The 13,940-nt window shown below is 34.9% G+C and carries 14 protein-coding genes; 4 read left to right on the forward strand and 10 right to left on the reverse strand.

Annotated elements, in window-relative coordinates:
• Window positions 1–5: 5 nt before the first annotated feature.
• The 5 genes from rnc to yycF form a co-directional block, all read right to left on the reverse strand.
• Entirely contained in the window at window positions 6–692 is a 687-nt protein-coding gene (gene rnc / locus EGX70_RS03845) for a ribonuclease III (protein ID WP_000661526.1), read from the reverse strand.
• Window positions 693–867: 175 nt separating this feature from the next.
• Entirely contained in the window at window positions 868–1,236 is a 369-nt protein-coding gene (locus tag EGX70_RS03850; RefSeq protein ID WP_000719384.1) for a YbaN family protein, read from the reverse strand.
• Window positions 1,237–1,238: 2 nt separating this feature from the next.
• Entirely contained in the window at window positions 1,239–2,048 is an 810-nt protein-coding gene (locus EGX70_RS03855) for an MBL fold metallo-hydrolase (protein ID WP_001289499.1), read from the reverse strand.
• Between the two features lie 3 nt (window positions 2,049–2,051).
• Window positions 2,052–3,401, reverse strand: coding sequence for a cell wall metabolism sensor histidine kinase VicK (vicK, locus tag EGX70_RS03860; RefSeq protein WP_001065469.1), 1,350 nt, complete (start codon window positions 3,399–3,401; stop codon window positions 2,052–2,054).
• Window positions 3,394–4,104: a response regulator YycF gene (yycF, locus tag EGX70_RS03865; RefSeq protein WP_000722052.1), complete on the reverse strand. Its 711-nt coding sequence runs from the start codon at window positions 4,102–4,104 to the stop codon at window positions 3,394–3,396. The genes vicK and yycF overlap by 8 nt, the downstream gene beginning before the upstream one ends.
• 339 nt (window positions 4,105–4,443) lie before the next feature.
• Between yycF and EGX70_RS03870 the strand changes: the two genes are divergently transcribed.
• From EGX70_RS03870 to EGX70_RS03885, 4 genes are read left to right on the forward strand one after another with little or no spacing between them, the layout of a single operon-like run.
• The gene (locus EGX70_RS03870) at window positions 4,444–5,199 is read left to right on the forward strand and encodes an amino acid ABC transporter ATP-binding protein (RefSeq protein WP_000053154.1); all 756 of its coding nucleotides are present in this window, start codon (window positions 4,444–4,446) and stop codon (window positions 5,197–5,199) included.
• Between the two features lie 11 nt (window positions 5,200–5,210).
• Window positions 5,211–6,011: a transporter substrate-binding domain-containing protein gene (locus EGX70_RS03875; RefSeq protein ID WP_000946171.1), complete on the forward strand. Its 801-nt coding sequence runs from the start codon at window positions 5,211–5,213 to the stop codon at window positions 6,009–6,011.
• Between the two features lie 12 nt (window positions 6,012–6,023).
• Window positions 6,024–6,719 carry an amino acid ABC transporter permease gene (locus EGX70_RS03880; RefSeq protein WP_000173640.1) on the forward strand — a complete coding sequence of 232 codons (696 nt, stop codon included), beginning with the start codon at window positions 6,024–6,026 and terminating at the stop codon, window positions 6,717–6,719.
• Between the two features lie 11 nt (window positions 6,720–6,730).
• Window positions 6,731–7,381 (forward strand): amino acid ABC transporter permease, encoded by a 651-nt coding sequence (locus EGX70_RS03885; protein ID WP_000100034.1) that lies wholly within the window; start codon window positions 6,731–6,733, stop codon window positions 7,379–7,381.
• Window positions 7,382–7,429: 48 nt separating this feature from the next.
• Here EGX70_RS03885 and EGX70_RS03890 read toward each other — a convergent pair whose 3' ends face one another.
• The 5 genes from EGX70_RS03890 to EGX70_RS03910 form a co-directional block, all read right to left on the reverse strand.
• Window positions 7,430–7,996 (reverse strand): PepSY domain-containing protein, encoded by a 567-nt coding sequence (locus tag EGX70_RS03890; protein WP_123947941.1) that lies wholly within the window; start codon window positions 7,994–7,996, stop codon window positions 7,430–7,432.
• Window positions 7,997–8,162: 166 nt separating this feature from the next.
• Complete coding sequence (locus EGX70_RS03895; protein ID WP_001140267.1) at window positions 8,163–9,182, reverse strand: DUF3114 domain-containing protein; 1,020 nt, start codon at window positions 9,180–9,182, stop codon at window positions 8,163–8,165.
• A gap of 97 nt (window positions 9,183–9,279) precedes the next feature.
• On the reverse strand, window positions 9,280–9,984 hold the full coding sequence (locus EGX70_RS03900) for a response regulator transcription factor (protein WP_001261248.1): 705 nt from the start codon (window positions 9,982–9,984) through the stop codon (window positions 9,280–9,282).
• 220 nt (window positions 9,985–10,204) lie between these two features.
• Window positions 10,205–12,148 carry a threonine--tRNA ligase gene (gene thrS / locus EGX70_RS03905; RefSeq protein ID WP_000591018.1) on the reverse strand — a complete coding sequence of 648 codons (1,944 nt, stop codon included), beginning with the start codon at window positions 12,146–12,148 and terminating at the stop codon, window positions 10,205–10,207.
• Between the two features lie 456 nt (window positions 12,149–12,604).
• Complete coding sequence (locus EGX70_RS03910; RefSeq protein ID WP_123947943.1) at window positions 12,605–13,939, reverse strand: glycosyltransferase family 4 protein; 1,335 nt, start codon at window positions 13,937–13,939, stop codon at window positions 12,605–12,607.
• Window position 13,940 lies beyond the last annotated feature (1 nt).

The raw sequence follows: 13,940 nt of genomic DNA on the forward strand, positions 1-13,940 counted from the left end.
TTTCCTCATTGTAACGTTGCTAAAGCATTTTTGGCAGCGTCTTGTTCAGCAGCTTTCTTTGATCGTCCAATTCCTTGGCTCAAATTTTCTTGGTTGACAGATACAGTCACCTCAAATTCCTTTGCATGTGCTGGACCACTTTCATTAGTAACTTGATAATCTATTTTTACATCCCCATGAGATTGAAGTAATTCTTGCAAGCTTGTCTTGTAATCTTTAACACGCTCATAGGTCCCTTTTTCAACGTGAGGGATCATTACCTTGTTAACAAAGGCATGAACCACTTCAACACCTTTATCTAATAATAAAGCTCCTAAAAAAGCCTCAAATAAATCTCCTAAAATAGTGTCACGATTACGTCCACCAGATTTTTCTTCTCCTTTTCCAAGTTTAATATAGTGATCAAAGCCACATAGACGTGAAAAACCTGCAAGACTTTCCTCACGAACAATCATTGAACGTAATTTTGATAAATCACCTTCTGCCTTTTGAGGGTACTTTGTAAAAAGATACTGTGAAATAAGTAATTGTAGAACAGCGTCTCCTAAAAATTCCAAACGTTCATTATGTGAAATGTTTAGGAGGCGATGCTCATTTGCGTATGATGTATGGGTAAAAGCTGTATCTAATAATTCTTGATTAGCAAAAACAATACCATAGTCTTTTTCCAACTTTGATCTTAATTCTTTCATTTTTTTCTCCTTGATTTCAATCATAGATAAAATATTAAACAAATACCATTATACCACAGTTGACAAATAATCAAACATTTTGGAAGTTAAACCTATCTTCCAAAGAAAACGTTTCCTTAATTACATATTTGAATATTCAACAAAAAACTAGGATACACACCTAGTCTCTTGTTAACTATTCATCAATTTTATCAGGTACTACATAAAAAAGCACATAAGTTCCTACAATAGTTCCAATCAATAATCCCAGTTTGAGCCACATTAGAGGAGCAAAATAGATTGAAATTCCCATCAAGATATAAATTTGCCAAATCATTGACTTTTTACGCGCTGGGGCAATACTTCTGCTTTCAACAAAATCTGCAGCGTAGTATTTATAAACTTTAGTTTGACGCAACCAAATATCAAATTTTTCAGAGCTTCTCGAAAAGCAAAAAGCTGAAAGCAATACTAATGGAGTCGTTGGAACTACCGGCAAGACAATACCTGCAATGCCTATCCCTAAACTAATAAATCCTAAACTAATGTAAAAAATCTTTTTCAATCTTAAATCCTCGTCAGTGGGGTAGCTGAATCAGGGGAAGTATCGTGAACAGAAAAATCTGTGCCCACACCAAAGTCAGCTCTCATTAAATTGTTTTCCATAGTCATGTGAGCAAGTTCCTTAATATTATTTTCCTTACTCAAGTGTCCTAAATAGATGTGTTTAGTACGGTTACCTATAGTGCGAATCATGGTTTCTGAACCATCTTCATTAGATAAATGTCCTTTATCTGATAAAATACGTTGCTTAAGTGTCCAAGGATAAGAACCCGAACGTAGAATCTCAATGTCGTGATTTGACTCGATCAAATAACCATCTGCATTCTCAATCAAGCTTGCCATTCGGTCGCTAACATATCCTGTATCTGTCAACATCACAAAGCTCTTATCATCTTTCATCATACGGTAAAATTGGGGATCCACAGCATCATGACTTACACCAAAGCTCTCAATATCTAAATCCCCGAAAGTTAAGGTTGTACCGCGTCCAAAAACATGCTTTTGACTAACATCAACTTTGCCTAACATGTTACGCTCATCCATAACTTTCCACGTCTGCTCATTAGCATAAATATCAAGGTGATATTTCCTAGCCAATACGCCAACACCTTTAATGTGGTCAGAATGTTCGTGGGTAACTAGTATAGCATCTAAATCTTCTGGCTTACGATTAATTTCTGCAAGAAGGCTAGTCACTTTCTTGCCTGTTAAACCAGCATCGATTAAAAGACGTTTTTGGGGTGTCTCAATATAAAAACAATTTCCAGTTGAACCTGAAGCTAAGATACTATATTTAAATCCTATTTCTGACATGTTTTAATCTTCAACGTCCTCCCATTCTTCATAAGTTACAGCATCTTTATCATAAGGCAAGACGATTGTAAAAGTAGACCCTTTACCATACTCACTCTTAGCCCAAATAAATCCCTTATGCTGCTTAACAATTTCTTTTGCAATTGACAAACCAAGTCCAGTCCCACCCTGTTGACGACTTCTCGCCTTATCAACACGATAAAAACGATCAAAGATGAGAGGTAAATCTTTTTTGGGAATACCTAAGCCTTGGTCTGATATTGATAAAATCATCTGCGTTTTAGTTGTGCGTAGATTAACTGTAATCTTACCACCATCTGGTGAATACTTGACTGCATTATTTAAAATGTTATCAATCACTTGAGTCATTTTATCTGTATCAATTTCCACCCAAATTGACTTAAGAGGATAATCTCTGACAATTTCATAAACTTTTCCTGTGACTGTTTTTTGATTTCTAATCTGGTCAAATCGATTCAAAATTGAGGTCATGAAAGCTGTAAAATTCGTCATTTCAACATCTAAATGCGTTACTTCATTATCAATGCGCGATAAACTTAATAAATCTGATATCATACGCATCATACGATTTGTTTCATCTAGAGATACCTTAATGAAGCTTGGAGCAACTTCTTCATTGAGCGCTCCCTCATCTAAAGCTTCTAAATAAGATTTTACAGATGTCAAAGGTGTACGAAGTTCATGAGAAACATTAGATACAAAAAGTCTTCTTTCACGCTCTTCTTTCTCTTGCTCAGTAGCATCGTGTGATACTGCAACTAAACCGGAAATAAAACCACTTTCACGACGGTTCAAAGCAAATCGAATCCGTAAGGTAACAAATTCACCATTTTCATCACGTCTATTAAGAACTACCTCTGGCGTTTTAGAGACTAAATCTTGGAACGAATATGGACTTCCCGACCCTAACATATCAACAATATTCATTGATAAAGCTTCATCATATGCTAGATTGAACTGCTGTTGGGCTGTCTCATTAATCATAACGATTTTTCCTGAACGATCTGTAGCCAGCACACCGTCAGTCATATAAGTTAAGATACTTGCTAAGCGATTCTTTTCTTGTTCTAAGTTATCATGTGCCATTCGGAAGACATCAGATAAATCATTTAGACTTTCCCCTAATTCTACCAAATCTGCATCACCTTGAATTAGAATACTATCTGAATAATTTCCTGCTATCAAATCTCTGACTTTCCAATTCAAAAGCCGGATATTTTTAGACATTTTAAAATCTCTAACCGCTAGATAAACAAAATAGACAGCAACAAAAACTAGTAAAAAAAGTAAGGCTAGCTCAAACGACCTAATATTTGCAGCACTATTATTCATAAGACTTCATGTAATAACCTACACCACGTCGAGTCAAAATATATTCTGGACGACCAGGAGTATCTTCAATCTTTTCACGTAAACGTCTCACCGTCACATCAACTGTACGGACATCTCCAAAATAATCATATCCCCAAACTGTTTCCAATAAATGTTCGCGTGTCATGACTTGTCCGATATGTGTCGCTAAATGGTGAAGTAATTCAAATTCTCGGTGCGTTAATTCAATTTCTTCGCCACGTTTCTTAGCAATAAAGGCGTCTGGTAAAATTTGCAACTCACCAATAGTAATATCCGAAGAAGCATTTTGAGCACTTTCTTCTGCTACAGCTGTTTCAATATTTTCAGTACGTCGTAAATGTGCTTTGACCCGTGCCAAAAGTTCACGATTTGAAAAAGGTTTAGTAACATAATCATCTGCACCGATTTCTAAACCAATGACTTTGTCAAACTCACTATCTTTTGCAGAAAGCATAATAATAGGAATATGGCTGGTTTTACGAACTTCTTTAGCCACTTCTAAACCATCTAGTTCAGGGAGCATTAAATCCAAAATGATTAAATCTGGTTGAAATTCTGCATATTGTACTAAAGCTTCACGGCCATCGAAAGCTGTCGCCGTCTCATATCCTTCTTTGGTTAAATTAAATTTGATAATATCTGAAATTGGTTTTTCATCATCAACGATAAGTATTTTTTTCATATTTTACCTCTATTACTTTCTGGTCTCCCACTTCCATTCATAAACTGAAAAATAAAAGTGACCGAAAATATGATAATATGGGCCTAAAGCACCACTATTATCACTAATTATAACAGATTTCCTAGTTAATTGGAAACTTTCAATACATCCTATTAAACTGAAAAATAAATGATACGAGAACGTAATATTTTTACTAAAAATACCGCTCTAAAAATAGCAATATTTAAATCAATCCTACTCTTTAATATTCTGAATTTATTGACAAGCTCACAAACAGGTGATACACTTATCTATAATGTTAGGTAACCTAACAATAAACTGTTATTTTAGGAGGTTCTTATGTCACTCATATCTTATAAGAATGTTAACAAGTATTATGGAGATTATCACGCCCTTCGTCAGATTAATTTGGAAATAGAGCCAGGGCAAGTGGTTGTTCTATTAGGACCTTCTGGATCAGGTAAATCAACACTTATTAGAACAATGAACGCTCTCGAATCTATTGACGATGGTAGTTTGGTCGTGAATGGACATGAATTAGCAAATAGTTCATCTAAAGAATTGGTCAACCTCCGTAAAGAAGTTGGTATGGTTTTTCAACATTTTAACCTTTATCCCCACAAAACCGTGTTAGAAAATATTACATTAGCTCCTATTAAAGTATTAAAACAATCTAAAAAAGAAGCTATGGAAATTGCTGAAAAATATTTAAAATTTGTCAATATGTGGGAAAGAAAAGATTCCTACCCATCTATGCTATCGGGTGGTCAAAAACAAAGAATTGCTATTGCTAGAGGGCTTGCCATGCATCCAAAACTCCTCCTCTTTGATGAGCCTACCTCTGCCCTTGATCCCGAAACCATCGGAGACGTTCTTTCAGTGATGCAAAAATTGGCAAATGACGGAATGAATATGGTCGTTGTAACTCATGAAATGGGATTTGCACGAGAAGTTGCTGATCGTATTATTTTTATGGCTGATGGGGAAATTTTAGTGGATACTACGGATGTACAAGACTTTTTTGATAACCCCACAGAACCACGTGCCAAACAATTTTTAAGCAACATTATCAACCATACCAGTACTGACCTTTAGGAGGACGAAATATGCTGAGACGAAAAAGATTAACGCTCTATCTATTATCCTGTATTTTCATTTTCCTGTTATTTTATCCCAACTCAACGTCAGCTAATCAATTATCAGAAATCAAAAAATCGGGTGTCCTTAAAGTTGGAGTCAAACAAGATGTGCCTAACTTTGGTTATTATAATGCTGAGACGAATCAATACGAAGGAATGGAAATTGATATTGCCAAAAAAATTGCCAAATCCTTAGGTGTCAAACCAGTTTTTGTACCGACAACTGCACAAACCAGAGAGCCTCTGATGGACAATGGGCAAATTGATATTCTAATCGCAACATACACTATCACGCCCGAAAGAAAAGCTAACTATAATATTTCTAAAGCTTATTATCACGATGAAATTGGATTTTTGGTGCGTAAAAATAGTCATATCAAAACTATAAAAGAATTGGATGGTAAACACATTGGTGTGGCTCAAGGTGCCACTACAAAAGGCAATTTAGAAAAATATGCTAAAGAACACAAGCTAAAATTTAGCTATGCTCAATTAGGGAGTTTCCCAGAATTAGCAATATCACTGTACGCTAATCGTATTGATGCTTTTTCAGTTGATAAATCTATCCTTAGTGGCTACCTTAGCCCTCATACAACCATATTAAAAGAAGGGTTCAATACGCAAGAATACGGTATTGCAACCAGTAAACAGGACAAAGTCTTGATTCCCTACGTTAATAAGTTACTGGTATCATGGGAAAAAGATGGTAGTTTAAAACACATTTATCAAAAATTTAAGCTTAAACCCGCTAAAGTAAAAAAAGAATAGGGAGGATTTTTTATGACTTTATTAAACATCAGTCCTTTTGCCATTTCAAGGTGGGGCGCTTTCTTTAACCATTTTGACCTATTCTTTAAAGGCTTCTTATATACTCTAGGTATTTCGTTTGGTGCACTCCTACTTGCTCTGATATTAGGAATTCTCTCTGGTGGTTTATCAACTTCTAAAAGTAAAGTTGGTAAGTTGATATCACGTATCTATGTTGAAGTTTTTCAAAACACACCTCTTTTAGTTCAAATGGTTTTTGTCTACTATGGACTAGCAATCATTAGTAATGGACATGTTATGATTAGTGCTTTTTTCACCGCCGTTTTGTGCGTTGGCCTATACCATGGTGCCTATATTTCTGAAGTTATTCGCTCAGGAATTGAAGCTGTCCCTAAAGGACAAACAGAGGCTGCTTTAGCTCAAGGATTCACAGCTAATCAAACCATGCAATTTATCATTTTGCCTCAAGCTGTCAGAACAATTTTACCACCAATGACCAACCAAGTTGTTAACCTAATCAAGAATACCTCTACCGTAGCAATCATTTCTGGAGCCGATATCATGTTTGTAGCTAAGGCCTGGGCTTATGATACAACTAATTATATCCCAGCTTTTGCAGGAGCTGCTATCTTCTATTTTGTTATTTGTTTCCCACTAGCAAGCTGGGCAAGAAAACAAGAAGAATTAAATAAGAAAACTTATTCTTAAGGAGGTTTGATATGTCATCAGTCTTAACACTAACAAATATACTATTTCTCCTTCAAGGGTTCGGTTTAACCTTATATATATCTTTTATTTCCATTTTACTATCAATGTTTTTTGGAACTCTATTAGCAATTATGAGAAATAGCAAAAATCCTATCTGGAAATTAATAGCTAGTATCTATATCGAATTTGTCAGAAATGTTCCAAATCTACTTTGGATTTTTATCATTTTCTTAGTATTCCAGATGAAATCAGTCAGCGCTGGTATTACTTCGTTTACAATTTTTACCTCCGCTGCTTTAGCAGAAATTATTCGGGGAGGTTTAAATGGAGTCGATAAAGGACAGACAGAAGCCGGACTTTCTCAAGGATTCACTTATTTGCAAGTTTTCATTATTATTATTTTCCCACAAGCTTTTCGCAAAATGTTACCAGCCATTATTTCTCAGTTTGTAACGGTTATAAAAGATACATCACTACTTTATTCTGTTATAGCTATTCAAGAAATCTTCGGAAAAAGTCAAATTCTAATGGGAAGATATTTCGAAGCTGGACAAGTTTTTACACTCTACGCTATTATAACTGCTGTCTATTTTATTACAAACTTTATCATTTCAAGTTTTTCACGTAAACTTTCAAAACGTTGGGAGCAAGCTACTGAGTAATTAAAACGAAGGCCTTTTAGACCTTCGTTTTTTTATATCTTATTTAAATTAATCATTCATATGATCTCTAGAACGTTCAATGATTTTTCCAGTTTCTGCATCAATTTGATAATCAACTTCATTTTTAATTTTCAGGTCCACAAAGTCAATATCATAAACTGATTTTCCATTTTCAATTTCTTCTTTGATCTTAAGATTACTGACTTCTGATTCCTCTATATTAGCATCTTTAAATGCAATCTTTTTGGCTTCTTCTTGACTTATTTTATGAGATTTTTGACTTGACGATGAACTTGACTGAGAAGTCGATTTTGAAAAGCCATTATTATCCATGTCCCGCTCAAGGATTTGTCCAGTCTTAGCATCTACATGATAGCTGTATTCTGCGCTTTTGGTATTGAACTCAATTTCGTAGCTCCCTCTAAAGTTTTCAAATTCTTTGTCAATTTTTTGATGTATGACATCCTTCTTAGCCACTTTAGCATCTTTATAAGCAATAGCTAACGCTTGATTAGTTGTCTTTTGGAATTGTGATTGGTAAAATAATACACCACCTCCAAGGATAACAACAAGGACTAAAAGAACTCCTAAAAAAACTTTATTTTTCTTAATCATACAGCACCTTCTTTCTATTATTCAACTATATTTTAACATAAGCTAGACACTTTTTCAATTTTGACCACTCGTTTATAAAAACATGTGGTCAATAAGAACCATTTGACATTAATACCTCAAATTAAAAGATACCATAGTATTATGGTATCTTTTAATAGTATATGTATCAGTTGAGGCGCATTTTCTGCACAGCCTTCTTCAAGTATTTGACTTGTTTATCAACCGATTGCTTAGCACTACGCCTTCCAAATGCGTAATATCCTTTTTTATTGAAATAACTACAATCGTAATCCTCTTCTTTAAAGAAAAACCATTTCCTTCTAGATAGATTTGGCGATCTATAACCTCTAGTCATATCGTTTCGAAATTTTGGGTCTAATTTTACAGGATCAACATCTAATTCTTTATGACGTGTATTATTTTTAAAAGCATAATTAAAGCTAGCTCCATTGATAATGCCATTACTTGTTATTACTTCTGCGTCAATCTCGTTTAAAAAATTTCCTTTGTCATCAATAATAAATTCCGTATGGAATGAAATTAAAAGCTTACTATTAATAACCGGCTCATCATCTGGGAAAGCAAAGATTTCACCATTTCTCCGACGTTTATTATGCAAACGAGCAGATTCATAGTAGGCGATATTATCTGGTTCTCTTAAACATGATAGATAGTTTACTAAAGCATCTCTATCAGTCATACCAACATCTTTAAAGTATCGTCGAACATACTGTGCTTGCTGACTAGAAATCAAATAGCGGAATTGATGGAGTTTCCTATTTAATACAGTATCTTCGGCTAGACTATTCCCAGGAAAAGAATCATAAATAACTTGTGATAAGGCTATCCAGAAATCATCATGTGGAGCTAACTCATCTGAAAACTGTGCGACCAAGTATTGTGTTTCTGATAATTCTCCTGACAATTCAGTTGGCATTTTAGCCTGCTCTAACACGAATTCTAAAGCTTTGAGGGGTGCTTGTAAACTTAAAGAAGTCCAAAAATACTTAAAAATAGGAGAGCCAACTTTTATATCATCAATAGCCTTGAGTCCCTTTAAAAAGAGTAATAGATCATCTTTAGGTATGCTCCATTTATCTGCTAAAGACAGTATCATTTTTATATTTTGATAATAATTTTCTATCCCTTCAACTGTAAAAGGAATATTAAGAGCGGTCTTTGCCATATCTCTCCTCTCCAATTTTACTTATTATAGCAAAAAGGAAAGCTTAAAACCAAGAAATATCTTCACTAAAAAATGGCTCTTACTAGCCATTATATTTTTAAACAAGATACTGCGGTTTTTCGATTTTATATCCTACTCCTCTAAGTGTTTTTATATATTTAGGATATTTACTATCATCTTCGATTTTGTCACGGATATTAGAAATATGCACCATAATCGTTGTCTCATCACCTTCTAAATACCTACCATTAATCTTCTCATAGAGTTGTGTTTTAGTATAAATCCTTCCTGGTGATGACATTAAGATATGAAGAATCTTAAATTCTGTAGCAGTCAACTTGATATGTTTACCATTTTTAGTTAGTTCAACATGTTCCTCATCTAATTCCAATTCCCCTATCTTTATAAATTGATTTTTAGGTTTGGCAAGACTATTGAATTCATAGTAACGACGCAGTTGCGAATTAATTCGAGCTAAAACCTCCAAAGAATTAAACGGTTTCGTGATAAAATCATCTGCTCCAATATTCAATCCTAATATTCTGTCCATATCTGTTGTCTTAGCTGCTAGCATAATAATAGGAATCTGACTATCTTGACGAATGAGTCGCGTCAACTCATATCCATCTATTTTAGGTAGCGTAATATCTATGATTGCTAAATCAATCTGATGTTGCTGAAATAAAGAAAAAGCCTCCTCACCATCACTAGCCATCACAACCTTATAAAGAGCTCCCTCTAAATACGACCTTAATAACTCTATTGTTTCGTCATCACCTTGCACTACTAATACTGTTCGCAATGCTCCATACCCCTTTTTATTAATACTATTTTCCTTTATGTGTCAATCATATTAATTATACCAAAAAATCTAATTTTGTGAATGTTATATGAGATTATTTATCTATAATTAGCTTATAATTAAACATAAAGAAAAAATTAGCATCTAAAAAACTGATTCTGTATCATACAGTAATCAGTTCACATCATTTATTAATGATTTTTATAATGACTAATAAAATTTATTTAACTTCGTCAGGTCTAGATTTTCTTGCAATATCAGCTAAAATACTTTCTACAAATTCCTCTATAGATTTTGTTTCAGTCGCTTTGCTTCCATAGCGGCGCACATTTACGGCTTTTTCTTCCATTTCCTTATCACCAACAATCAATTGATATGGAATTTTTTGGGTTTGAGCCGCACGAATCTTATATTGCATCTTTTCGTTACGGTCATCCACTTCAGCACGAATACCACGATCTTTAAGGACACGAGCCACTTCCCAAGCATAATCAATGTGGGCTTCATTTGAAATTGGAATAACAGAAACTTGTTGTGGAGCAAGCCAAGTTGGAAAGGCACCTTTGTAAGTTTCAATTAAAATAGCTGTAAATCGCTCCATTGTTGAAATACCACCGCGGTGAATCATAATTGGACGATGTTCTTCACCATCTGCACCGATGTATTTAAGATCAAAGCGTTCTGGAAGAAGGAAATCTAGTTGGATAGTAGATAATGTTTCTTCATTACCAAGAGCAGTTTTCACCTGGATATCCAATTTAGGACCGTAAAAAGCTGCTTCGCCTTCTGCTTCAAAATAATCTAATCCAAAATCATCCATAGCCTCTTTTAGCATAGCTTGTGCATTTTCCCACATCTCATCGTTATCATAATACTTATGTTTATCTTCTGGGTCACGATAAGATAAGCGGAAACGGTAATCTGTTAAGTTAAAATCTTCATAAATTTCTGCTATGAGATTAAGAGCTTTAAGAAATTCATCTTTAATTTGCTCAGGTGTAACGAAAATATGGGCATCGTTGAGTGTCATTTCGCGTACACGTTGCAATCCTGTGAGGGCCCCTGATTTTTCATAACGGTGCATCATACCAAGTTCAGCGATACGAATTGGCAATTCACGGTATGAGTGAACATGATGTTTATAAACTTCAATATGGTGTGGGCAGTTCATTGGACGAAGAACGAATTCCTCTCCATCTCCCATATCCATTGTTGGGAACATATCTTCACGATAGTGGTCCCAGTGCCCAGAAGTCTTGTAAAATTCAACAGATGCCATCGGAGGTGTGTAAACGTGTTGATAACCTGAAGCAATCTCCTTATCAACAATGTAACGTTCCAATTCGCGGCGAATAGTTGCTCCATTTGGCAACCAGAATGGCAATCCTTGACCTACTTCAGGATTAACCATAAATAAATCAAGTTCTTTACCTAATTTGCGATGGTCACGTTCCTTAGCTTCTTCACGGCGTTTAAGATATGCTTTCAAATCTTTTTTATCAAACCAAGCAGTACCATAGACACGCTGCATCATAGCATTATCACTGTTACCACGCCAGTAAGCACCAGCGACATTTAGAAGATGAAAGACTTGAATACGTCCTGTTGATGGGACATGAGGTCCACGACAAAGGTCTACAAATTCACCTTGACGATAAACAGTTAAACCATCTTCAGCATGTTCACTAATTAATTCAACTTTATAAGGGTCATCTTTAAAAAGTTCTAACGCTTCTTCTTTACTGATTTCTTCACGAATACAAGGGTGATTTTCCTTAACAATTTTTTTCATTTCTTCTTCAACACGAGGAAGATCATCATTTGAAATTTGACCTGATTTATTATCAGTATCATAGTAAAAACCATCTTGAATAGCTGGACCTACACCTAAACATAAGTCTGGAAAAAGGCGTTTTGCAGCTTGAGCAAATAAATGCGCTGCTGAGTGACGCAGAACTCCTAAAGCATCTTCGTGGTCAGGTGTTACAATCTCAATACTACCATCTTCTTCAATAGCACGTGTTGTATCAATAAGTTGACCATTAAATTTACCAGCTAAAGCTTTTTTAGCTAAAGAGTTAGAAATTGATTGTGCAATTTCAAATGTTGTGATGCCAGATTCAAATTCACGAATTGCACCATCTGGGAAAGTGATTTTAATCATCTTGTTCTCCTTTTCTTAATAACTGTTAGGGTGATACCAATTCCTAAACACATTAATTCACTAATAAACAAAGGGATTGACCTTTGATTGAATTCCACATTATCCTAGCTAGGGATAATAAGTATAACATTAGTAAAGCAATCTGCCTCTTTTATGCAACCATTTCTTTTATAAAAAAAGAGCCTTTACATCCAAAAGGACGTAAAGACTACGTGGTTCCACCTCAATTTATCCAACACAAAAACTCGAGTATACTTGTGTCAGACCTCTAGTGGCGATAAGGGAACCACCCTTTTATGTTTGCATAAAATCAAGGAAGTAGTACTAAGTTCTCTAATTGCACTCTTTCCACCAACCAGTGCTCGCTCTTAAAATCTATTAGAACCTAACATGTCTTCATTTTTTATTATAACAATATTTTTTATAATTTCAAGACATTTACTAATTTTATTCGTCTCAATCTAAAAAATCTCGAATAGATGAAATACGACGTTTAGGTGCTTTTACCACTTTTTTAGAGGCTCTTCCTGTAAAGGTAAAAACTTTCTTAGGTAAATATACCGCTTTTCTGACAAAACGAAGAGTAGAATGGCTATCCTTATTTCCTATTGTCAGAGAGACTTTTTCTTTCACACTAGCTTTTTGTGAAATCAGAAAGTCTAGGTAAAAAGCATATACAGACTTGCTGAAATTCTCAGCAGAAATCTCATATAATTTCTGTTCATAAGCTTCTTGAGTCATTTTGGGTGTCTCTGCTATTGCATCTAGGATAGCATCTGCCAAATCACTTTCCTTCTTGTACAGAGTTCCAAACATTTTATCTGAAATAACATCATCTAGATAAGGATTACTTTGCGCAATGATTGGACGTCCACTCGCCAGACTCTCAATGTAGGTTAATCCTTGCGTTTCACTTGTTGAAGCACTAATAAAGAAATCACATGCTTTATAGTAGATAGCCACTTGGCTATGCTCAACCATACCTGTAAAAATAACTGAATTTTCAAGTTCTAGAGAGTGAACAAGTTCTTTTAGATCTGAAAGATAAGGACCATCTCCAACTATCACTAATTTTACGTGAGGATTTTCATCAACGACAGCTGATAAATGCATCAAGATTGCTTGAATATTTTTTTCCAAAGATACCCGTGATAAACTCAATAGCATTGTATCATTATCCGCAAGTCCAAGCTCCGTTCGTAGATTCTTGATTGTTTCTTCAGAGATATCCTCTCGACGATAGTTCTCAACAGGAATACCTGTCGGAATAACTTGTTTTGGAATTTTGACACCGTAACCATCTAGAAGATTGAGAACAATTCGAGAAGGACATATGACACCATCCAAATCACTTAGGTAGGTACGCATGATATATTTGACCATACTTGGCTTAATCAATTTGCCTTTTGCGATATAACCAACGTAATCCTCATATTGAGTATGATAAGTATGCACAACAGGTATTCTTAAAGCTTTTGCAACTAATTTTCCTAAAAGCCCTAAGCTGAATTCTGTTTGAGTATGAATAATATCAAGTTCGTAGTCTTTAGCTATCCTATAAGCAGAAATTAAACCTCTATAAACTACTCGACGATCCGTAAAAGAAATAAAAGGGACACTTGGTAAACGAATAATTGTAGGGTCTTCAAAACGTTTGACATTACGGTCGGTAGTTGTGAAAATATAAACTTCGTGTCCTTCCTTCTCCAACCCTTCCTTTAAAGTGCGGATACTTGTTGAAACTCCCGAAACTTGGGGGAAGTATGTATCTGTAAATAGACCTATACGCATC

This window comes from Streptococcus sp. FDAARGOS_522 (assembly GCF_003812445.1).
Taxonomy (GTDB): Bacteria; Bacillota; Bacilli; order Lactobacillales; family Streptococcaceae; genus Streptococcus; species Streptococcus agalactiae.